This window comes from Flavobacterium sp. GL_143, assembly GCF_057834355.1.
The window spans coordinates 733,427-755,364 of sequence record NZ_CM174401.1 but is presented as its reverse complement, the minus strand read 5'-3'; the positions used below and the strand labels follow the sequence as shown (position 1 = coordinate 755,364).

Annotated in this window: 17 protein-coding genes; 7 read left to right on the top strand and 10 right to left on the bottom strand. The window is 31.9% G+C overall.

Annotation, left to right across the window (positions count from 1 at the left end):
• Positions 1-669 carry a DUF4271 domain-containing protein gene (locus tag AC3IPI_RS03165; protein ID WP_039115880.1) on the bottom strand — a complete coding sequence of 223 codons (669 nt, stop codon included), beginning with the start codon at positions 667-669 and terminating at the stop codon, positions 1-3.
• 105 nt (positions 670-774) lie between these two features.
• Between AC3IPI_RS03165 and AC3IPI_RS03160 the strand changes: the two genes are divergently transcribed.
• From AC3IPI_RS03160 to AC3IPI_RS03150, 3 genes are read left to right on the top strand one after another with little or no spacing between them, the layout of a single operon-like run.
• Positions 775-1,500 carry a polyprenol monophosphomannose synthase gene (locus AC3IPI_RS03160; protein ID WP_039115882.1) on the top strand — a complete coding sequence of 242 codons (726 nt, stop codon included), beginning with the start codon at positions 775-777 and terminating at the stop codon, positions 1,498-1,500.
• Between the two features lie 13 nt (positions 1,501-1,513).
• Positions 1,514-2,854: a dihydroorotase gene (locus AC3IPI_RS03155; RefSeq protein ID WP_039117888.1), complete on the top strand. Its 1,341-nt coding sequence runs from the start codon at positions 1,514-1,516 to the stop codon at positions 2,852-2,854.
• A 3-nt stretch (positions 2,855-2,857) separates the two neighbouring features.
• Entirely contained in the window at positions 2,858-3,334 is a 477-nt protein-coding gene (locus tag AC3IPI_RS03150; RefSeq protein ID WP_489157061.1) for a DUF4296 domain-containing protein, read from the top strand.
• Positions 3,335-3,338: 4 nt separating this feature from the next.
• Here AC3IPI_RS03150 and AC3IPI_RS03145 read toward each other — a convergent pair whose 3' ends face one another.
• The gene (locus tag AC3IPI_RS03145; RefSeq protein ID WP_489157059.1) at positions 3,339-4,340 is read right to left on the bottom strand and encodes an NAD-dependent epimerase/dehydratase family protein; all 1,002 of its coding nucleotides are present in this window, start codon (positions 4,338-4,340) and stop codon (positions 3,339-3,341) included.
• Between the two features lie 134 nt (positions 4,341-4,474).
• A complete protein-coding gene (locus AC3IPI_RS03140; RefSeq protein WP_489157057.1) occupies positions 4,475-5,728 on the bottom strand; it encodes an outer membrane beta-barrel protein in 1,254 nt (417 codons plus the stop codon).
• A 231-nt stretch (positions 5,729-5,959) separates the two neighbouring features.
• On the opposite strand from AC3IPI_RS03140, the gene tyrS reads away from it, so the two are divergent.
• Positions 5,960-7,252, top strand: coding sequence for a tyrosine--tRNA ligase (tyrS, locus tag AC3IPI_RS03135; RefSeq protein ID WP_323491373.1), 1,293 nt, complete (start codon positions 5,960-5,962; stop codon positions 7,250-7,252).
• A 71-nt stretch (positions 7,253-7,323) separates the two neighbouring features.
• Here tyrS and AC3IPI_RS03130 read toward each other — a convergent pair whose 3' ends face one another.
• The 4 genes from AC3IPI_RS03130 to AC3IPI_RS03115 all read right to left on the bottom strand — a co-directional run bounded on the left by AC3IPI_RS03130 (position 7,324) and on the right by AC3IPI_RS03115 (position 13,007).
• A complete protein-coding gene (locus AC3IPI_RS03130) occupies positions 7,324-8,304 on the bottom strand; it encodes a LuxE/PaaK family acyltransferase (RefSeq protein ID WP_039117884.1) in 981 nt (326 codons plus the stop codon).
• Positions 8,305-8,390: 86 nt separating this feature from the next.
• The gene (locus AC3IPI_RS03125) at positions 8,391-8,729 is read right to left on the bottom strand and encodes a T9SS type A sorting domain-containing protein (RefSeq protein WP_039115888.1); all 339 of its coding nucleotides are present in this window, start codon (positions 8,727-8,729) and stop codon (positions 8,391-8,393) included.
• A gap of 160 nt (positions 8,730-8,889) precedes the next feature.
• Positions 8,890-10,026 carry a hypothetical protein gene (locus AC3IPI_RS03120; protein ID WP_323491375.1) on the bottom strand — a complete coding sequence of 379 codons (1,137 nt, stop codon included), beginning with the start codon at positions 10,024-10,026 and terminating at the stop codon, positions 8,890-8,892.
• Positions 10,027-10,232: 206 nt separating this feature from the next.
• A complete protein-coding gene (locus AC3IPI_RS03115; protein ID WP_489157053.1) occupies positions 10,233-13,007 on the bottom strand; it encodes a TonB-dependent receptor in 2,775 nt (924 codons plus the stop codon).
• Positions 13,008-13,239: 232 nt separating this feature from the next.
• On the opposite strand from AC3IPI_RS03115, the gene AC3IPI_RS03110 reads away from it, so the two are divergent.
• The 3 genes from AC3IPI_RS03110 (at position 13,240) to AC3IPI_RS03100 (ending at position 16,563) form a co-directional block, all read left to right on the top strand.
• On the top strand, positions 13,240-13,923 hold the full coding sequence (locus AC3IPI_RS03110; protein WP_035617332.1) for a response regulator transcription factor: 684 nt from the start codon (positions 13,240-13,242) through the stop codon (positions 13,921-13,923).
• A gap of 73 nt (positions 13,924-13,996) precedes the next feature.
• Positions 13,997-15,076 (top strand): sensor histidine kinase, encoded by a 1,080-nt coding sequence (locus tag AC3IPI_RS03105; RefSeq protein WP_039115894.1) that lies wholly within the window; start codon positions 13,997-13,999, stop codon positions 15,074-15,076.
• 170 nt (positions 15,077-15,246) lie between these two features.
• The gene (locus AC3IPI_RS03100) at positions 15,247-16,563 is read left to right on the top strand and encodes a porin (RefSeq protein WP_039115896.1); all 1,317 of its coding nucleotides are present in this window, start codon (positions 15,247-15,249) and stop codon (positions 16,561-16,563) included.
• A 29-nt stretch (positions 16,564-16,592) separates the two neighbouring features.
• Here the strand turns inward: AC3IPI_RS03100 and AC3IPI_RS03095 are convergent, their stop codons facing one another.
• The 3 genes from AC3IPI_RS03095 to AC3IPI_RS03085 all read right to left on the bottom strand — a co-directional run bounded on the left by AC3IPI_RS03095 (position 16,593) and on the right by AC3IPI_RS03085 (position 21,902).
• Positions 16,593-17,660: a glycosyltransferase gene (locus AC3IPI_RS03095; RefSeq protein WP_489157050.1), complete on the bottom strand. Its 1,068-nt coding sequence runs from the start codon at positions 17,658-17,660 to the stop codon at positions 16,593-16,595.
• A 164-nt stretch (positions 17,661-17,824) separates the two neighbouring features.
• Positions 17,825-18,406 (bottom strand): hypothetical protein, encoded by a 582-nt coding sequence (locus AC3IPI_RS03090; RefSeq protein ID WP_489157048.1) that lies wholly within the window; start codon positions 18,404-18,406, stop codon positions 17,825-17,827.
• Positions 18,407-18,470: 64 nt separating this feature from the next.
• Positions 18,471-21,902: a DUF8818 domain-containing protein gene (locus AC3IPI_RS03085; RefSeq protein ID WP_489157046.1), complete on the bottom strand. Its 3,432-nt coding sequence runs from the start codon at positions 21,900-21,902 to the stop codon at positions 18,471-18,473.
• Positions 21,903-21,938: the final 36 nt, after the last annotated feature.

The following is a 21,938-nucleotide window of genomic DNA, read 5'->3' as shown; positions in this document are numbered from 1 at the left end:
CTAAGCACTCCCTTTGGTAAACCAATAATACATAAAATAATAAGGGGCTATTTCAAGAGTGCAAAGATATAAAATAAAATAAAATAACTTACTCAATATTACGTTTTGATAGTTTTTAATTGAAATAAAATAAGAGAACAGGCTAATACATAGTGAAATAGCTAGTATTGTTAGCGGTACATTTTTTGAAATATCGTCATAATAGAACAAAATTGCATTAACTGGAAGGATTAAAATACCGATATAAGCTCTATAAGTTACTTTTTGTAAGTTAAAGTGCTCGATAAATTCTTCAATATTAAAAGAAGTAGCAACAATCTTTTCTATTAAATACTTTGATAAAATAAAAAATCCCAGCAAGGTTACAATTTGGATATAAAGAGTCCAATCAGTCTTTGATGCATGTCCAAAACTACTTAAGGTAAGTTGTATAAAGAATGCAAAAGAAATAATTTGTAAAAAAAATAAGGCAATTGTAAAACCGCTTTTTATATGGCTGCTATCTCTATATATTTTTGCATATTTATCAGAGAAAATCAATTTTGTAAAGTCTCCAAAACGGCTCTCATAGATAGACTTTGTTATAGCAATAACCGCAAAGCATAACACAAACAAAAGTGTTGCCCAGTCTTTGTTTTCAGTAATTCTTGGATGAAGTTGTTCAATCATAGCGATGCAAAATTAGTAATTTTTTATATCAATACTTTTATTATAACTTTATTATGAATGAAATGCTATAAAAAGTTTACTTTTGCGTTGAAATTACTCAGAAAAATGAATGATTGTATTGTCATAATTCCCACTTACAACGAAATTGAAAACATTGAAAGCATTATAAGAGCTGTGCTTTCTCAACATAAATCTTTTCACCTTCTTATTGTCGATGATAACTCTCCAGATCGTACTGCAGATAAAGTTGTCATGCTTCAAGAGGAGTTTGAAGGGAAATTGTTTTTAGAAAACAGAGCCAAAAAAGCAGGCTTAGGAACTGCTTATGTTCATGGTTTTAAATGGGCTCTGGATCGAAAGTATAATTATATATTCGAAATGGATGCCGATTTTTCGCATAACCCAAATGATCTCGAAAAACTTTTTGATGCTTGCCATTTTGGTGGAGCAGATCTGGCTATTGGATCTAGATATGTAACAGGGGTAAATGTTGTAAACTGGCCATTAAGCCGTGTGTTGATGTCATATTTTGCATCGGTGTATGTAAAATTCATAACAGGTATGAAAATACATGATGCCACTGCAGGATTTGTATGTTATAAAAGAGAAGTCTTGGAGGCTATTAATCTTAACAGAATAAAATTTGTTGGTTATGCTTTTCAGATTGAAATGAAATATAGAACGTATTGCAAGAAATTTGAAATTACCGAGGTTCCTATTATTTTTACTGATAGAACAAAAGGAGTTTCTAAAATGAGTAATGCTATTATAAAAGAGGCAATTTTTGGAGTTATCTCACTTCGACTAAAAAAATTAGTCAATTCATTATAAACCAATATTAAGGATGAATAGGATTTTAATAAAAAATGCTAAAATTGTAAACGAAGGGTCAATTTTTGAAGGCGATTTGCTAATCGAAAATGATATAATTGTAGAGATCTCAGATAGTATAAGTCTAAAGTCTTCTAATTGTGTCGTTATTGATGCCGAAGGAAGTTACTTAATGCCGGGAGCGATAGATGATCAAGTACATTTTAGAGAGCCGGGTTTAACACATAAAGGAGATATCGAATCTGAGTCTAAAGCAGCTGTTGCCGGAGGAATTACTTCGTTTATCGAGCAGCCTAATACTGTTCCTAATGCTGTAACTCAGGAAATATTAGAAGAAAAATACCAAATAGCTTCAAAGAAATCATATGCGAATTATTCGTTTATGATGGGAGCTACAAATGATAACTTGGAGGAGGTTTTAAAAACAAATCCAAAAAATGTAGCAGGAATTAAGATATTTCTAGGTTCTTCAACCGGAAATATGTTAGTAGATAATGAAGCTACACTCGAAAAAATATTCTCTAGTACACCAATGCTTATTGCTGTACACTGTGAGGATGAAACAACAATTCAGAATAATTTAGAAAAATATAAGGCAGAGTATGGTGAAGATGTTCCTGTGACGGTACATCATTTAATTCGTAGTGCCGAAGCGTGTTATATTTCTTCATCTAAGGCTATCGCTTTGGCGAAGAAAACAGGAGCTCGTTTGCATATTTTTCATCTTTCGACTGCTAAAGAAATGGAATTGTTTACAAACAAAATCCCTTTAGAAGAAAAGAAAATTACTGCCGAGGTTTGTGTGCATCATTTATGGTTTACAGATGAAGATTATAAAACTAAGGGTAACTTTATAAAATGGAATCCTGCTGTAAAAACTGCCGATGACCGAAAAGCTCTTTGGGAAGCATTGCTAGATGGACGAATAGATGTAATTGCTACAGATCATGCGCCACATACTAAAGAAGAAAAGAAACAATCCTATTTAAAAGCTCCTTCTGGAGGTCCTTTGGTTCAGCATGCCGTTGTAGCTATGTTTGAAGCACATCATCAAGGAAAAATTAGCGTTGAGAAAATCATTGAAAAAATGTGTCACAATCCTGCTAAAATTTTTAAGATTGAAAAAAGAGGTTTTATTAGAGAAGGTTATTATGCCGATTTGGTAATTGTAAATCCTGGTTTACCTTGGAGTGTAAATACAGATAATATTTTGGCAAAATGTAAGTGGTCTCCATTTGAGGGATATACATTTAAATCAAGAATTACTCACACTTTTGTAAATGGTCAATTGGTTTACAATGCATTTAAAGTGAAAAACGTTCACGCTGGAAAAAGATTATTATTTGATAGATAAGATATGAAAAAAATAGTCATAATTATTTCGGTATTAATGTTTGCTGTAGGATGCAAGAAAGAACTGGTTGCAAAACCAGAACGACTTGTTGAAAGAGATAAGATGATAGATATTATGTATGACTTATCATTATTAGAAGCAATAAAATACCAGAATCCAATGTCTCTTGATTCTAGCGATACTAATCCTACCAGATTTATATTGAAAAAATATAAAGTGGATAGTTTGCAATTTGTAAAGAGTAATATGTATTACGCTGCAAATTATAATGATTACAAAGACATGTTTGATGAGATTAGTGCGCGTATAGAAAAAAATAAAAAGAAGGTAGATTCTTTAATCAAAATTGAAGAAAAGAAAAAGAAGTTGCTTGAAAAAAACGGCAAAGCTGTTAAAAAAGACACTATTAAAAAACCTAAAGAAGAATTGATAAAAGTAAAGCCGGTTTCGCCTAAAATAGAGATGAAACAGAGTAATTAACTTTTTATAAAGTAGAAACCTCTTTAATATATTGATGGATATTTATGAAGTCAGTTTTTAAAGTGGTTTTTATTTTTTCATTCGAATATAAATCTTTTGTATAAGACGATTTTGCAGTCGCTTTTGTAATCTGTCTTTTCTTCAGGAAAAATGTAGATAGAAACCAATCGATTCTCCATATAATTTTCATAAGTAAAGGACTTGCATGAATTGTAGGTCTTTTTACTTTTAATGCATCAGCAATAGTATTTAGAATATCTCGAAAAACGATATTATCTGCAATTAAAGTAAATCGCTCATTTTTTATCTCGCTTTTCATTAATGTTACGGCAATTCTAACAACATCATCTACGGCAACAAATCCGGTACTTCCCAGCGTGTAGAATGAAAGCCCATTGGCTACTTTTGTATAAAGTTCAGCGCTTCCTTGTTCATCACTTTTAGATTTTGGGATAGGACCCATAATTACCCCAGGATTTATAATAACAACATCAAGGCCTTCTTGCCAACTACGCCAAACTTCCATTTCGGCACCATATTTAGATATTGCATAATCGCTATGTGGTTTTTCAGGATTCCATTCCGTTTCTTCGGTTATAATAGTTTCATGGGCTGCAAGGTCTCCAAGAGCAGCTATTGAACTTACAAAACATAATTTTTTTATTTGCTTTGCGATACAAAAATTTACAATGTTTGCAGTGCCTTCGATATTGGTTTTTCGTACTAAGTCTTCGTCCTTTGGGTCAAAAGAGATTAAGGCTGCACAATGATATACATACTCAATATCTGCAAAAGCAATTTCTAATGAGGGAACATCGAGGATATCAGCTTCAACCCATTGTATTGATTCGAATAAATGTGATTTTTTATATAAATCAAAAACTGATTTTGTTTTTTCTATTTTATTTGCGTTTCGGTAAATTGCCCGAACGTTGTCTCCATTTTCAATTAAATGAAGTAATAAATGTGCGCCAACTAAACCTGTTCCTCCTGTTACTAAAACCATTTTGTAAAGATAATACTTTCGATTTATCTACATACAAATTTCGTACGATTCAGGGTACAGATAATAAATAAGGCATATTAAAAAGTATCTTTTCAATATGCCTTATTTGTTTATAAGATCAAATGTTTTGTTTATTAGAAAATTGTGTACCCTAAAACAAAATCTATTGAGCTGTATTTTGCAGAATAAGTTAGATAATCGCGCATTAATTCTTTTTTGGTATTTAATCTTGCTTCGAAGCTAAATTTATTTTTAAAGTTATAACCAAGGCCGAAAGCAAAATTACTTCCAGAACCACTTTCATATTCTCTTGTAGTTTTATTTGTTACATCCGTGTAAGTGATGTTTGTTTTGCTTCCTGCATCAAATGCATAAGCTACGTTTATAAAAATTTTAGAGGTTTGATTTAAAAACATATAATGTCTTATTCCGATAGGGATTTGTATAGAAGTGTATTTTACTTTTGCATTGTTAGGGGTTTCCGGGCTTATTATAAATCCACTAGGAACATTATATGTTTTATCATCCTGGTATGTTTGATAAGCAGGATTTATAAAAATACTCCATTTGTTTTTATTGTATGGAAGGATGTACTCTGCCTCGACACCAAACTTGAAGTTAATTTTATTATCTAGTTGTACGTTATCGCGAAGAAAGTAATCATTTTCAGTAGATAATGATGCAATGCTTGCGCTAGGCGTTATTTTAACTAGAAAAATTCCTTTGTTTACTTTTCTTTCTTCTTTAGCTAAATTAGGTTTGATGTTATTGTATTTTATGAAATACTTAGTAAGATCTGATTTATTGTAATTAAGTTTTATAATTTCTTTTTCGGTTGTGTTTTCTGCCTTTACATTTTGAAACAGTTGTTGTTTGTATTCATTATTTTCGGCTAGTATTGTTGGGGAGCCGTTAGAATCAATCTTATAATATTTTGTATAAACAAGTTGCTCCACAGGAATCGTTTTTGTTTCGTAAAAATATCTATTAAGGTTTTGATCGGTGTAACTATATAAAGTGGCATCGCCTTTTATAAGAATTTTTAAAAAAATTACTTCTTCTTTAAAAACAGGGTTTCTGTCAGCTAATAACTTATTTGGTTCGTCGCTTGTACGATCTATTTTAATTTTAAATTTTTTAAATGTGGTTTCATTGTCGATCCCGAACTCTTGAACGTTTGCAATGGTTTCGGTTTTAAAGTCGTTGTCACTAAGTTGTGTTTTGTATTTAAAATCTGTTGGATTGTTTTTCCAGTCTATGTTTCTTATGAAACATTCTATGCGACTTCCATCGTTTAAAATATAATATCCTTTTTCAAAAGATATTTGCGCATAAGAAAAAGTAAAAAAGAATAAAAATAAAATAGTAATCAGTAATGGTTTTTTCATGGTAATTTATTAGTTTTTTTGCGAATGTAGCCATTATATATTGCTTTTATTGCATATTAAAGGTTAAAGCATGAATTGTTTATCTGGGTACAGATGAAGATAGTTTTTATAGTTTGAATTTAATGGTTAATATTTTGCAGGACAGAAATGAAAATCTTTTGTAACAGGAGTGTTTTATAGTATTTACTCCTAACAGAATTAATTATATTTGTAAAAATTATTTTAAAAGAAATGAAAAATTTTATTGAAGAAGTAACTTGGAGAGGAATGCTTCACGACGTTATGCCAGGTACTGAAGAACATTTGATGGAACAAATGAGAGTGGCATATGTGGGAATTGATCCAACTGCGGATTCATTGCATATAGGGCATTTGGTTGGAGTGATGCTATTGAAGCATTTTCAGTTATCAGGACACAAACCATTAGCGCTAGTTGGTGGGGCAACAGGTATGATTGGTGATCCATCGGGAAAATCGAATGAAAGAAATTTACTTGACGAAACAACGTTACGTCATAATCAGGAAGCTATAAAAGGACAATTGTCTCGATTTTTAGATTTTACTTCAGATGCGGCTAATGCTGCTGAATTGGTGAACAACTACGATTGGATGAAAGAATTCTCATTCCTGGATTTTATTCGTGATGTGGGTAAACATATTACGGTAAACTATATGATGGCAAAAGATTCTGTAAAGAAAAGATTGTCTTCAGAAGCTGCCGAAGGAATGTCGTTTACAGAGTTTACTTATCAGTTAGTTCAAGGATATGACTTTTTGCATTTGTATAAAAACAAACAATGTACCCTGCAAATGGGTGGAAGTGACCAATGGGGTAATATCACCACAGGAACGGAATTGGTAAGAAGAATGGAAAGCGGAAAAGCGTATGCTTTAACTTGTCCATTAATTACAAAAGCTGACGGAACAAAATTCGGAAAATCAGAAGGTGGAAATATTTGGCTGGATGCAGCAAGAACATCTCCGTACAAGTTTTACCAATATTGGTTAAATACTTCGGATGTTGATGCTGAAAAATATATTAAGATTTTTACTTTCTTATCAAAAGAAGAAATTGAATCTTTGACAATAGAACATAGAGAGACACCACATTTGCGTATTTTGCAAAAAAGATTGGCTGAAGAAATTACTGTAATGGTACATTCTGCTGCAGATTTAGAAAATGCAATTAAAGCTTCGGGTATCTTATTCGGAAATTCTACTTCAGATGATTTAAAACAATTAGATGAAGCGACTTTCTTAGATGTTTTTGACGGTGTGCCTCAAGCAGAAATTGCTAAAGCCGACCTTGAAAACGGATTAGAGATTATAAATGTTCTGAATGAGAAAACAGGATTCTTTAAATCGAATGGTGAAGCTAGACGTGCTCTAACTGCTAATTCTATTTCGGTTAACAGAGAAAAAATAACAGAGGAATTTGTTCTTTCTAATAAAGATTTAATAAACAATCAGTTTGTTTTATTACAAAGCGGAAAGAAAAATTATTTTGTGATAAGAGTGGTTTAATTGTTTAGCAGGTAATTTGTTTAATCGTAAGTTTCGGTTAACCGATTTAACAAATAAACAAATCAACTTTTTTACAAAACCATCAAATTACAACCTCTAATATCAGAGTTATCAAAACGTCCCAATACCTCGAAAGAGTTGTTGGGATATTTTTTGCCCAAATCTTGCGTAGCGATAAAGGAGCAAGAATTAATATTAGCCAAGTCAATAACGTTTATACCACCAGTTTTTCCTTCTTTTACGTAAGTTAAAGCATCTTCGGTATCACGAATAAGTACTTGAATCCACGATGGGCATTCAAAAATTCCTTCGCCTAAAGAATAAGCTTGCGATAATAATTCGGTCATACCATACTCAGAATGTATTGCAGATACTCCAAAGCCTTCACATAATTCTTTATGTAATTCTTCGCGAATCATTTCTTTGCGTTTTCCTTTCATTCCACCAGTTTCCATTATGATGGTATTTTGTAGTTTAAACGAGTTTTTTTCGATTAAATCTAATAAAGCATATGTTACACCAATTAAGATAGTATTTTGTCCTGATTGGTCTAATTCGATTAGTTTTTGGGTAAGTTCTTCGTGGTTATGTAAATAAAACCCACTTTCTGGATGGTTTGATAATTTAATTAAATCTTCGACCATGTATATTAAAGAAGATCCTTCGCGTTCTAGATAAGAAGGCAAAAGTGCTAGTACAGCATAATCTTCGATGTTACCATAAAATTCTGAAAATCCTTTGCGATAACTTTCTTCATACAAAGAAACATCGGTTACAATATGCTTGCTGGTAATCATTCCTGTTGTACCGCTACTGGTAAAAGTAACCTGTGCAGGATTAGAATTTGAGACTACATTATGGCTCTTAAAGAACTGAATTGGCAAGAAAGGAATTTGGTTAAGAGACTTTACTTTTTGAGGATCTGTTTTAAGATAATCACAGAATGTTCGATATACTACGTTGTTTTCGTATTGAAAGCGAAACACTTTCAACGCTATTTTTTCAAATTGCTTTTGATTGGAAATCGTAAATATATCGGTTGTTGTAATCAAGATCTTTTTTTTTGCAAAGGTAATTTATTTAAAAGAAAAAGCTCCAATATTACTTTGGAGCTTTTTTATGTTTTTATTTTTAAAAATTACCTGACAATTAGCTTTCTAGTTGCAGTTGCGTTCTCTTCGTTTATTTTTATGATATAAACACCTGGCGAAAGATTAGAAACATTAAGCTCTTTAGAACTTATTTGTGTCTGTAGGACTTTTTTCCCCAGTACGTCAAAAATGGTTATCTCTTTTTCTAAATCATTTTTAGACGAAATGTATACTTTACCGTTACTCACAGGGTTTGGGTACAAACTTAAGCCCTCTATAACAGTGCCGTCTTGCGGTTTTGGCAGTTGTTTACTGTCTTGTGCCGAGACACTTACAGTAAAGAAAAAAGCCAATAAGAATGTAATATAAAAGTAGTTTTTTGCCATCACTTAAATTTAGTATTAGTAAATATACAAAAAAGTTTTCAAAAACTACGCCAAAAAAAAACATCCTATAAATTTAGGATGTTTTTAACATTTTATTTCGAAGTTATTAGAAATCAACTAATCAATAAAGAATTGTGTGTTTTTCTAAAACTTTATTTAATTACTTAGTCCAGTTACCCCAAGTAGGTAATTCAGCACCAGCACCAGCACCAGTTGCACCAGTAGTTGTTCCTGATAATTTAGCACCATCAAAAACAGTTACAGAAGCTCCAAAAGTATAGTTTGTGATAGTAAAGTTACCAGCAGCGATATTTGCAGTTGCACCAGCATCAGTTGATAATTTAGTAAGGTCTTTAGGCATTCCATCAGCAACATATAAGTTTGTGTAAGCTTGTTTTCCACCACCTTCTTTATAGTTGATTGATTTTTCGTCAGCTGGGAAAGCAGCATCACCTTTAATGATAGAGATATTAATGATTTTAGCATCAGTCATTGGAACAGCTGTACTTGGATTTTTTTGATTGGTAGATCCTTCAACACCTGCTTTAGTAACACCTTTGATGTAAACGTTTGTAGCAGTACCTTGCCATCCGTCAGCAAAATCTAATGAATCATCATAAGAATTGATAATTACTAAGTTAGAAGCGTTTACTGCTCCTCCGAAGAATTCAATTCCGTCATCACCACTTTCAAAAGTGTAGATATCAGATACTATTGTTCCTGAACCTACCCCGAAGAAAGAAACTCCATTGTATTCTTTTTCAGCAGTGTATTTAGAACCTGTGTAAGAAATTTTTAAGAAGTTGATATTTCCAGAAGAATCTGCATTGTTATTACCTCCATAGCTTAAAGCACCTACTTCAGAAGTACCATTGTCTCCAGTGTTCACTTTTGCATTACCAGCGATAATTAATCCACCCCAGTCACTTTGAGCAGGAGTAGCTTTTCCAGATGTCATAATAACTGGTTTAGCAGCAGTACCATTGATGTTGATTTTAGCATTTCTCTCTACAGCAATGAATAAAGAAGTAGCTTCTGCAGTAGCAGAACTTTTAATTACCGTTCCGGCAGGAATTACTAAAGTAGCTCCACCTTTAACAACTAAACCTCCAGTTAAAGTGTAAGTTTTAGTAGGGTCTAAAGTTACAACACCTTCATTGATGTCTCCTTTTAAATCGTCAACCTTTAATACGAAATTACTTTTGTTTTCGTCCTTTTTGTTGTTGTTATCATCAGAACTACAGCTTGTTAAAGCAAGTCCTAATATTGCAGTCATCGCAAATAATGATTTTTTCATTTTGTTGTGTTTTATTGTTTTGATTTATTTAAGGCAAAGTAAACGAACATATGTTTTTGCTGAGTTAAGACCATATTAACAATATATTAAGTATATTGAGTAAAAAATAAACCCGCTTAATGTAAAATTTACATTGAATTTTGATAAATAAAAAAAAGGTGATTAGATAATACTAATCACCTTTTGAAATTTTTATGGTTTTACTTTTAGAATGTATAGCTTAAAGTAAGTCTAAAATCTGAACCTGCTTTATATGAAATTGCAGTAATATCACCAACAGATTCTTTTCCTGGTACTTTTCCTTGTTCTTGTACACGATTGAAAGCCGGGTTTAAAATATTATTGTAAATAAAGCCTAATTTTAAGTTTTTAGTCAAACTTGCATTAGCGATAAAGTCTAGTTTATTTACAGCTTTATCAACTAAGTTTCCTACTTGTCCGGTTCCAATAACAGCTAATTTATCTGAAAAATAAGAGTATGATATTGTTGTAGTTATATCCTGACCTTCTCTGAATTCATTTAAAAATGATAAGTTAGCATTGGCAAGGAAATTAGAAGCCCCTGTTAATTTACTCTCTGTAAAAGTAAAGTTTGCCCCAAAATCATTTTCGTTATTTACTTTCTCATTACTTAAATCCTGATTTGTATAAAGGTAAGACCCATTGGCATCAAACGAAAGTTTTGTCTTTAGGTTGTTACTGTTTTCAATTTCAAAAATGTCTTTTCTAAATTCTAATTCAACCCCTGCTACAGTTGCTTTGTCTCCTGTATTAGCATAAGTAATATCATTTGAAGATGAATTAAGGAACATTTCGTTGATTGGATTTTGAATAATTTTTCCAAATGCAGTAACAGAAATTAATTCGCCTGCCTTAGGAAAAAATTCCCATCCTAAATCAAAGTTATAATTTGTTGAAGCATACAAATTAGGGTTTCCTTCGTATGCTTGTGCGACATCTTCGTAAATAATAGGCACTTTTTCTTTAAACTGAGGTAACGTATATGTTTTACTTGCAGAGAATTTTAAATTCTGCTTTTCATTCAAGGTGTACTTTGAAATTAAACTTGGTAATATGTTAAACTTTGACTCATCTGAACTATCCCCATCAGGAACTGTGGTTGTGATATAGGAAACATTCTGAGTCAATTGTTCCAGTCTCGCACCTAATATCACACTCAATCTATCAGTTAAAGAGTATTGAACATTAGCGAACGCAGCATTGATATATAAATTTCCATTATACAATTGGCTAATTCTGTTTGAGTAAGATGAACCCCAATGTGCAGGGTCTAAATAGTTGTCTACGTGATGTATGTCTTCTTTAGGGAAAGAAATTGTAGTTCTGTTTGGGAAGAATGAATATTGCTCCATTTTGTAATCTACATCCTTGAACTTTCCTGAATAACCAACAGTTACTTTTCCTTTGTATGTGTCATCGCTTTTTTTGCTGAAATTATATGATAATGCAATATTAGCAGCGATTTCATTCTCTTTTAAGTCCTGAAAAAATCGGTGATTATTGATGTTTGAATTGGTGAAAAATGTATAGTCAATGCCATTAGGTGCATGTACAAAAGAGTTTTGCATACGATCTGGTATTGCGCTGTCAGACATGCTATATCCTACTCCCCAATTTAAATTCCACTGATCGTTGAATTTGTTTTTCCCTGTTAATTGGTTTACAATTAATTGAGTTCTTTCAAATGTTCCACGTTTGATAAAACCTGAAATTTGTTGATGAGCGTCTCCACCACCGTCAAAATTCTGGTTAGTTCCTTCATACTCACTGTAATCCTGATCACTTGAATTTAAGAATAAAGAAGTAAAGAAGATTGAGTTTTTATTATTGATTTTATAATCAGCCGTAGCCATAACAGTTGTTGTAGTGTTATGTTTGTATGCTGTTCTGTAAAAATCTGAAAAGATATCTCCGTCAGCACTAATCCCGCCTCTGCTATATCCTTCTGTAAATTTATTTCTTGCACTAAAAGATCCTGTAACAAAAGTTGCTATTGAGCTTTCGTCATTTATATTAAACTTCTTTCCTGCAGATAGTGTGTAGAATGCATTCAATACATTTTTGTTTTCTTGTCTGTCCCAGCTCGTTGAATAATTATATGGTTGAAGCGGAGAATTAGGAACGCCTACTTTTTTGAATCCAGTGTAAGAAGGTCCGTCTTGTAAATAGAAATGATCTTGCCCCAAGACGTTTGTATTGGCACCTGTTCCAATTGAAAAGCTGATAAAAGGTTTTCCGCTGAATTTTTTTGAACTGATGTCAATATTTGCTCCACCAAAATCAGCATAATTTTGAGCCTCAAATGTTTTACTTACTCCGATATTATCTACAATATTTGTTGTGAAAATATCTAAAAGGATATTTTTATTTGCAGGATTGTTTGATGGTAATGGAAGTCCGTTTAAAGTAGTAACATTATAACGGTCACCCAATCCTCTTACGAAAACATTTCCTGAGTCGTCATTTTTAGAAACACCACTTACTTTAGATACTGCATTCGCAACATCGTTAATTCCTTTTCTTGAAATTTCTTCTGCACCAATAGCAGATTTAAAGGCAACTGCATTTTTTTGTTCTAAAAGTAAAGCAGATTCTTTTTGTTTACTTACAGATGAAGCCTTTACTACAACATCTTTTAGCGTATAACTCCCCGAAGATAACGCTTGATTAGCAGTTGTAGTTTCATTCGATTTAACAATTACTGGAACTTCTATAGTTTCATACCCCAAGAAACTATAAATTACAGTGTAGCTACCAGGAGCTATGTTTATCGAATATTTACCATCGATGTCGGTATTTGCACTGTTGTTTGTTCCTTTAATAAGAACATTTGCAAATGGTAGTGCTTCATTATTAGTTTGTTTGTCTGTTAAAACCCCAGAAATTGTACCTTTGGTCTGAGCCATAGAAACAGCACAAATAAATAATGTAATAAATAGAAATTTTAAGTTGAATTTCATTTTCGTTTGTTGTTTGTTTATTTTTTTGCAAATAAAAGACGGCTTTGTAAAGTTCGTGTTAGCTGCTTGTTATTGTTTTGTCTCTAATATATTATGAAATTGTTATGAGATTAAATTACGGTTAACACTACTTTTTAACAGTTGATTTATTATTACCTTTACACTCGCAACTACAATCATTGAATATTATATCGTATAAGTATCAATGAGATAACCCAATTTTTGCTATTTTATGAAAAAAACACAAACTAAGATTTTACTAGTAGATGATGAACCGGATATTTTAGAAATTGTTGGATATAACCTATCTCAAGAAGGGTATCAAATAATTACAGCCTCAAACGGAAAAGATGCAATTGCAAAAGCACAAAAGGAATTGCCAGATCTTATAATAATGGATGTTATGATGGCTGAAATGGATGGTATGGAAGCTTGTGAACACATCCGAAAAATACCTGAACTAAATAACGTTATCATTACATTCCTAACTGCAAGAAGTGAAGATTACTCACAAGTAGCTGGTTTTGATGCTGGAGCGGATGATTATATCACTAAGCCTATTAAACCAAAATTACTAGTAAGTAAGGTAAAAGCATTATTGAGACGTTTAAAAGAACAAGAAGTTAGTAGTGATACATTAAACGTAGGTGGAATCGAAATTAATCGTGAAGAATATAAAATCGTAAAAGATAATATAGAAATCGCTTTACCTAGAAAAGAATTTGAATTATTCTATTTATTGGCTTCAAAACCAGGAAAAGTATTCAAGCGTGATGAAATACTTGATAAAGTTTGGGGTAATGAAGTAGTTGTAGGCGGAAGAACGATTGATGTACACATTCGAAAATTAAGAGAAAAAATTGGAGAAGATTTATTTAAAACCATCAAAGGAGTAGGTTACAAATTCGAGGTTTAAGATAAAGATTACCAACCAAAAGCATAATGCAAAGAAATCAGAATTATCTTTGTAGAAGCTATCCATTAACTAAATGAAAATAAGTTTTAAAAAAACCTATAAGTTTGCTGTAAAGTCAGCACTATATATAAGTCTCTTTGCTACAGGATTTGTAGTAATTCTAGTTTTATTATTCTTCAAAAATAGAACAGAACATTTATTACCATTCAGTCTTGTCTTTCTTGTGTCGGTATATGCGTTCTCGTTTATGGTTTTACAATACCGAGTAGAACGTTTTATTTATCGCAGAGTAAAGAAAATCTACGATGAGGTTTCGTTATTGGAATCCAGTACACTTATCAACCAGCCGATCACTACGGATATGGAAACGCTTTCGCGTGAAGTCAAAAAATTTGCAACCGATAAAAAGCTAGAAATCGAAATGCTCGAGATTCGTGAAGAATACCGTCGAGAATTTCTAGGTAATGTTTCGCATGAACTTAAAACGCCATTGTTTACAGTTCAGGGATATATTTCGACTTTATTAGATGGAGCAATGGAGGACAAAACCATTCGAAAAAAATATCTTAAACGTGCCGAAAAAGGAGTAGAAAGATTAATTTATATTGTCGAAGATTTAGACATGATCACTAAATTAGAAACAGGCGATTTAAACTTAATAATCACCGATTTTGATATTGTCGAACTTATTCAGAATGTTTTTGATTTATTAGAAATGAAAGCTGATAAAAAGAAGATTAAGTTAACTTACGAAAAGAAAATCCTTCAGCCGATTTTGGTGAAAGGAGATAAAGACAGAATTCAACAGATACTAGAGAATTTGATTGTGAATTCAATTAAATATGGTAAGCAAGGCGGAACTACAGAGGTAGGAGTTGTAAATCTTACAAAGAAAAAAGTACTTATTCGTATTAGTGATAATGGAGAAGGAGTAGAGAAACAAAATATACCAAGACTTTTTGAACGTTTTTATAGAGTAGATAAAAGTGGAGCCAGATCTGAAGGTGGTTCTGGTTTAGGACTTGCTATTGTAAAACATATTATCGAAGCCCATAAAGAGAAAGTGTATGTTGAGAGTGAGTTTGGGATAGGTTCTGAGTTTTCATTTACTCTCGAAAAAGCCCATAAAAGCACTAATCTTGAAGTTAAGTAATTGTAATTAGAGCATCTCAGATCAGCATAAAATTCTCATGATTTAACCTCGATTTAAAGTTGCCGATTCTCCCTTAATATTAAATTTTCATAATAATAACATCTTGGTAACGTTATGTTAACTTTGATGGGTGATTTTTGCACTCTGAACGAGGAGTTTAAAAAAATAAGATGAGAAAATTTTTAGTGGTAGCTTTATCTTTAGCGGCGGGCTTAACGCATGCACAAGAGGTAAACAAAGATGAGATAAAGAAAGAGGTAGTTCGTATTTTAGACTCTATTAATAAGGCAAAAGAAACTGCAATAATAACAGCACCAAAGATTGAACCTATTCTTCAAAAAGAAGAAAAAGATCATTGGTATGATAAAATCTCATTACGAGGTTATGTTCAGATAAGATATAATGGTTTGTTTTCTACCAATGATAAAGTTTCATGCGAACAGTGTGATAGATCTTGGGGGACAACATCTACAGAACCAGATGCAAAATCTAATAATGGGTTTTTTATAAGACGTGCACGATTAGTGTTTTCTGGTCAAATACATCCAAATATATATTTTTATTTCCAACCCGATTTTGCAAGTTCACCAAGCACTGGAATCAATAATTTTGTTCAAATTAGAGACATATTTTTTGATTTCTCATTTGATCCAAAAAGAGAATACCGTGTTCGTGTAGGACAAAGTAAAATTCCTTATGGTTTTGAGAACATGCAATCTAGTTCTGTCCGACTTGCTTTGGATAGAAATGATGCTATGAATAGTGCTATATTAAATGAACGTGACTTAGGAGTGTTTTTTTATTGGGCACCTAGCAAAATAAGAGAACGTTTCGAAATGTTAGTTAAAGATGGTTACAAAGGTTCTGGCGATTATGGTGTTTTTGCTTTTGGAGTTTACAACGGGCAAATCGCAAATAAGTTAGATAGCAACAGAGACTTAAATGTTGTAGCCAGAGTAACTTATCCTTTCGTAATAGGAAGCCAGATTATTGAACCAGGAATCCAGGCTTATTCAGGGAAATGGGCATTTACCAATGAAATTTCAACTGGAGTTGCAATAGATAATAAACAATATGTAAAAGATCAGCGAGTAGGAGCAACTTTTGTATTATACCCTAGACCTTTTGGGATACAAACGGAGTATAACATAGGTAAAGGACCTCGTTATGACAAGACTACTAATAGTGTCGATGTTACAAATATAAATGGAGGTTATGTTTTATTAAATTATAAATTAGATTTAGGAAAACAACTATTATATCCTTTTGCAAAATTTCAATATTATGACGGAGGAAAAAAATATGAAAAAGATGCCAGAAGTTATGTAGTTAGAGATTATGAAATTGGAATAGAATGGCAGCCTCTAAAAGCATTAGAGTTTACAGCAGAATATGTTATTGCCGATAGAACTTTTGAAGATAGCGCATTACCAATTAATCGCCAACAAGGAAATTTACTGAGATTACAAGCTCAATTTAATTTCTAAAATATAAAAAACATATAGGATGGAGTTTATTATTTTTCGAAAACAGAAAATAATGAACTCCATTTTGCTTTCTTCTTATATTGAGGTAATCCTTTGTATTCTTTAATTTTCGCAATATCCTCAATCTTAAAATCATCTTGTAATGCGTAAGGAATAAGGCCTTCTTCCTGTAGTTTCTCAGCAAGATATAATTGCTCATATTGACCAGGAGTTGGTATAAAAAAAGCTTTCTTTTCTAGTTTTACCAAATCCATTACGGTTGTATAGCCTGAGCGACATAAGATTTGCTCACTTTCGTTAAAAGTTTGTTCTAGCTGGCGTGTATTCATGAAATTGTAATACGTAACATTATCGATGATTTCCTTTTTTTGGTCTTTTTCGACAATGCCTTTTACAAAAACTACTTTTCCGTCGTAGCGAATAACTTCTTGTTTTAATTTCTCTTCGAGGTAACCACGTTGAGGTTCTGGTCCAGATAAGATAACCATTAAATCATATACTTTAGGCGTTTCCTTCTTGCGCATTCGGCTCATAGGACCTATGTATCTTAACTTGATTTTTTTTGATTTTAAATGGCCTAATTCTCCAGTTAAATTAGGATTCTTTTTTATGTCGGGAACCCAACATTCAGTATATTTCTTTATAAAATATTGATGACATTTGCTGGTAAACCAAGTCGTGTTTCCAGTCATTACATTTAATTGATGCGTAATAAAAACCGATGGTATCTTATCACTGTAAACACCCAAACGATTATCAGAAATAATCCCATCGATACCATATTTTTTAATCCAGGATTTTACCATTTTTTTTTCGTCCAAAATGGCTTCAATCATTTTAGGACAATTTTTGATTAATTTCCACTTAAAGTTTTTACCATTCTTGGCATATTCTATTTGGTAGGAAGGTAATTCGAGTGTTTGGATATATGGGAATTCTTTTCGTAATAGCTCTAAAGCAATACCATCAGAGGCAATTATTGGGATGTAATTGTTTTCCTGTAATGCTTTAATTATTGGGATGCATCTTGTGGCGTGACCTAAACCCCAATTTAATGGAGCAATTAAAATAGTTTTATTAGTTGAATCTAAATTCATATAGAATTGGGTTATGTTAAGTTAACCCTGCGAAAGTTACAAACAGTAAGTCTTTTCCTTATTTATAAATGATTACTAAAATATTAAGTTATTATTTTAGTAAAAACAAAAAGGCTAGACGCTATAAGAAGTCTAGCCTTTTTAATTGTATCAGGAAAAATTGATTAGTCTTGAATATAAGTTTTGTTTCCGTTAGAATTAATGTAGTATTTACCACCTCTAGGTCCCGTATATACTTTTTTGCCATTATATTCTCCAGTAACTTTATCTGCTACTTTAGGTGCTTTTTCATTAGTTTCTTTAACTGTTTTTGTAGCAGTTTTAGCAGTGCTTTTAGTTGTTGCTTTAGTATCTGCTTTAGCTTTATCTACTTTTTCAGTAGCAGTTTTTGTATCAGCTTTAGCCTTAGTTACTTTTTTAGTAGCATCATCAGTTGCAGTCTTAGCATCAGTTTTTGCTTTGGTAGCTTTTTTTGTAGTTGACTCTTCTGCTTTAGTGGTTTTTGCCTTAGCATCGCTTTTAGTTTTTGTAGCTTTATCTTCTACACTTTTAGTTGCTGATGCTTTTTCTTTAGTTGCTTTTTTCTCTGTAGCAGTTTTGGTGTCGGTAGCTTTTTTAGTAGCAGTCTTTTTTTCTTTAGTTGCTTCTGATTTAGCTTTGGTTTTAGTCGTCTTTACAGCAGTTTCTTGTGCGTAAAAATTACTTGAGAAAACTAACATAAAACAAAGTAATAATAATTTTTTCATGTTTTTTAAGTGTTAAAGTTTATAATAAAATTAATCAATTTATTGTAATGTTTTCGAAAATGTATCAAAAATAAGCTCTTAGCTGAACATTTCCTGTATGAATAGTTGGTCCAGTCTCGCCTTTTCTTCCTTGATAGTTTACATTAACATCCAAAAACTGAGTGATGTTTTTTTGCAATAGCAATCTCCATACCAAATTTTGTCCTGTTTGTAAACCTTCTAACATTTGAAAACCTACTGATGAAAATTCATTGCCTGTAAATTTATTCTTATAAAATGAAAATTCACCATTTAATGTGATTTTTTTATCACCAGCATAAGAAAAAGATGTTCCTAATCGGCTTTGTTCTAACGTTTCTTCCTCTCCAATTTGATTGTTCTTGTTCTGAATTTCATAGAAGAAATCTAAACTTGTACTTTTAGAAAACAAATAACTAATTTTTGGAGCAAGTTGATAACCTGTTAGCTTATAGTTTTTTTCTGGGAAACTTTCAGAGATAAGATCAGTTTGTATGGTTTTGGTGAAAAATCCGAATAACCAACTTTTATCATATAAATGAGAATATTGTAATTGATGCGAACTATTTTTAGCCTGTTGCGATCCTATTGTAAGTAAGTTTCTGCTTTTGTTTTGTAAATAGGTATAAGTTGTAGAATGTTTTTGTTTACCACGATTATAAAATAAACTGTTTCTGAAACTGGAATTTAACCCCAGCACATTTTCATCTGAAGAATTAAAAGGATTAAGTTCAAAACGATCACCATCACTTTTTACTTTTCGATCTAATATAAACGAGGTCTGGTTATAAAAATAAGATATTACCTTTTTTATTCCAGTTTCATTTAACCATTGGTTTGGATTTAATGTTACCGATTGAGAAAACTTATTCTGATTTGTTTTAATATAAATCCGGTTAGGTAAAAAGATTCGAATGTATTTTGCCTGATCAATAAATGCAGCTACTTCAAATTCCTGTAATTCCTGAATTCCATTATTGTTGTAATCGTTCCAGGTGTAAACTCCTTGTCCTGCAGGAACTTCTACGTAGGTATAATCTTGTTGCGGCATTGTTCCCGAACTGGTTTCGTAGGCAGTAGTAGTTTGGATAAATTGATTGAAAAAACGATCATTATAAAGAATTCTGGAATTTAGTGATGGTTCTCTTTTTTTAGTCACATCTTCAAAATTCAATACTCTATAGCTCGCATATACAGATAAATCACTTTTGGTAGTCTGGATTAATTTAGATCTTAAATAATAAGTCTGCGAGTTGTTTACACGTTGTAATAGTCCGTTTTGTAAACTATCATTGCTTCGTTTTAAAAAGCCTAATTCTACAAAAACCTTGGTACTATCACCACGACCTATAAATAAACCATATTCATTAAATCTTTGGCTTAAAGCCGAAAACTGATTGGTTTCCTTATTCTTTTCTTGATTATCTTCAAGTTGTACAGTACCACCAACCCAGTTTTTATTAAAATGATAACGGGCTTGAGTTTGGTTTCTTAAAAACTTAGAAGTCGATATTGTGCTGTTACTATTTAGTAAACTACCTTGGTTTTGAATCAGCCAGTTTTTTACTTTAAAAAGACCATTAACGGTATGTCGGCTTCCAGAATAATTTTCGGTAAAATCTAAGTTTTCAAATTGATAGGTTAGTAATCCTATATCTGAGGTCTTTTTTTGAGGAAATAAATCAAAATTTAATCCCGAAATTAATAAACTCTGATTCCCAAATCGATTTGCAGGAAGATTCCAATCCCGATCAAATTCGATGTTATAAAGGCGTTCTACCGATTTAAAATTGTCCTGAATAAATTGATAATTTACAAATGCATCCAGATTCCAACTTCTGGTAAATAAACGTTGCTTAGCGTTTATTTTGGATGCAATTCCTTTATTGTTTCCATCTTGTATGCTCGAAAATAGATTAGCATCATTGTTACTAACACCAACTTCAAAATCAAAACTTGTTTTTTCGGTTGGATTATATTTACCCAAAAAAGTAGCTACTTGCAGTTTTATTGGAGCAACGAGTTTAATAATTGGAGCATAATTTCCTTGCGGAATGCCATTTATAGGAGCAACATATTCATAAATTCGATCAATTGTATTTACGTTTCTAAGAATGTAATTGGCAGACTTTGCACCAATTAAATTGAATCTTACATTGTATAATTCTTCTTTTGGATCGTTGGAGAATTCATAAACTTCCGTTCCGTTTATCATTATTTTTCGGTAAAGAATTTTATTGTCCGAATAAGAATCAACGTAAGCCGAAGGAGCAATCATGGCATTTGTATCATCTCCCGCATTACTTAATATTTCTACCTGTTCTTTGGTTAGATTTTGTTGTAACGGTTGGTTTTTTAAGTCATTTTCAGAGTATAGATACCCTCCAAAACTCCATTTTTTATTTTCATGAGTAACTCCGGCATACGTTACAAATCGAGTATAATTTTGATTTGTATATTGGTACTCAACACTTATACGCATCTCCGAAGTAATTGTAAAAAGAGAAGTAAAAGTGATTTCCCCAGCATTATAATCAATAGTATAATCTTTGTTTTCGCCTCGTTTTAATAAAACACCATTTACATAAACTCTTTCAGAACCCGAAATCACCAATATGTATAACTCACCATTCTGTCCAGTTAACTTATAAGGACCTTGATTTCCTTCCTGTCCAGTAATGTTACTTTTTGCATATTGCCCCCTTACCAATGCGGCAGAAGCAAATACATTGGTTTTGCTATCTTCGTCACCAAAATTAAAATTAACGGCAAGACCTTGAACCTTTTTGTCGAAATTTAGGAACTGTGTTTTTTTATTTTCAAGAAAAATATCTCCCGCGCGTAATGCCCAATCATTACTAAAAAGCTCTATAAATATATTATCGAATTGATCTAATTTTTGAGAGTAACCACCATCTTGCAACGGAATATTATTGTCTTGTAATGATGCACGAAGACTTACTTTTTCAGATATTTTTCCTGTAATCTGTAAGTCAAGATTAGAGTTTAAAACTGTGTTTTGGTTGTTACCAATGGTAATCCCTCGGGTAATACTTCCAGAAGTATTTAATCCGTCAAAAGGAGTTACAGTTTTATTGGTTTTAGGTTGTATTTGATATAAAGATTCAGAGGTTACACCATTACTTACGATTCGGTCAGAATCATAAATTTTATACTCTTTGGTTAAAATATCTGGAAGTTTTAAATACGCAACTGTTAGAGAATCAGTATTCGAAATCATTTTTTCATTTAAAAGTAATGTTCCTTTCTGGAAATTTACTTTGTAGAAACTACTATCAATAGGTTGTTTATTGTTGTCGTATAGTTTGAAAAAACTCGAATTGATACTAACGTTTTCAAGATGAATAGTATCTCTGGAGATACCAACTTTTTTGGTTTTATAGTGCGTGTTTATTTCCTGGGCATGAAGTCCAGAACAAAAAATAATTACAATCCAAAAGAGTAATTTTTTAAACATAAATACTTTAACTCCAAAACGTCAAAAGTAGTATTT

What these genes read in the sequence shown, in the direction of transcription:
- AC3IPI_RS03165 (WP_039115880.1), bottom strand. Translation starts at nt 669, where the DNA reads ATGATTGAACAACTTCATCCAAGAATTACTGAAAACAAAGACTGGGCA.
- AC3IPI_RS03085 (WP_489157046.1), bottom strand. Translation starts at nt 21,902, where the DNA reads ATGTTTAAAAAATTACTCTTTTGGATTGTAATTATTTTTTGTTCTGGA.
- AC3IPI_RS03095 (WP_489157050.1), bottom strand. Translation starts at nt 17,660, where the DNA reads ATGAATTTAGATTCAACTAATAAAACTATTTTAATTGCTCCATTAAAT.
- AC3IPI_RS03100 (WP_039115896.1), top strand. Translation starts at nt 15,247, where the DNA reads ATGAGAAAATTTTTAGTGGTAGCTTTATCTTTAGCGGCGGGCTTAACG.
- AC3IPI_RS03115 (WP_489157053.1), bottom strand. Translation starts at nt 13,007, where the DNA reads ATGAAATTCAACTTAAAATTTCTATTTATTACATTATTTATTTGTGCT.
- AC3IPI_RS03160 (WP_039115882.1), top strand. Translation starts at nt 775, where the DNA reads ATGAATGATTGTATTGTCATAATTCCCACTTACAACGAAATTGAAAAC.
- tyrS (WP_323491373.1), top strand. Translation starts at nt 5,960, where the DNA reads ATGAAAAATTTTATTGAAGAAGTAACTTGGAGAGGAATGCTTCACGAC.
- AC3IPI_RS03110 (WP_035617332.1), top strand. Translation starts at nt 13,240, where the DNA reads ATGAAAAAAACACAAACTAAGATTTTACTAGTAGATGATGAACCGGAT.
- AC3IPI_RS03120 (WP_323491375.1), bottom strand. Translation starts at nt 10,026, where the DNA reads ATGAAAAAATCATTATTTGCGATGACTGCAATATTAGGACTTGCTTTA.
- AC3IPI_RS03090 (WP_489157048.1), bottom strand. Translation starts at nt 18,406, where the DNA reads ATGAAAAAATTATTATTACTTTGTTTTATGTTAGTTTTCTCAAGTAAT.
- AC3IPI_RS03145 (WP_489157059.1), bottom strand. Translation starts at nt 4,340, where the DNA reads ATGGTTTTAGTAACAGGAGGAACAGGTTTAGTTGGCGCACATTTATTA.
- AC3IPI_RS03155 (WP_039117888.1), top strand. Translation starts at nt 1,514, where the DNA reads ATGAATAGGATTTTAATAAAAAATGCTAAAATTGTAAACGAAGGGTCA.
- AC3IPI_RS03140 (WP_489157057.1), bottom strand. Translation starts at nt 5,728, where the DNA reads ATGAAAAAACCATTACTGATTACTATTTTATTTTTATTCTTTTTTACT.
- AC3IPI_RS03150 (WP_489157061.1), top strand. Translation starts at nt 2,858, where the DNA reads ATGAAAAAAATAGTCATAATTATTTCGGTATTAATGTTTGCTGTAGGA.
- AC3IPI_RS03105 (WP_039115894.1), top strand. Translation starts at nt 13,997, where the DNA reads ATGAAAATAAGTTTTAAAAAAACCTATAAGTTTGCTGTAAAGTCAGCA.
- AC3IPI_RS03125 (WP_039115888.1), bottom strand. Translation starts at nt 8,729, where the DNA reads ATGGCAAAAAACTACTTTTATATTACATTCTTATTGGCTTTTTTCTTT.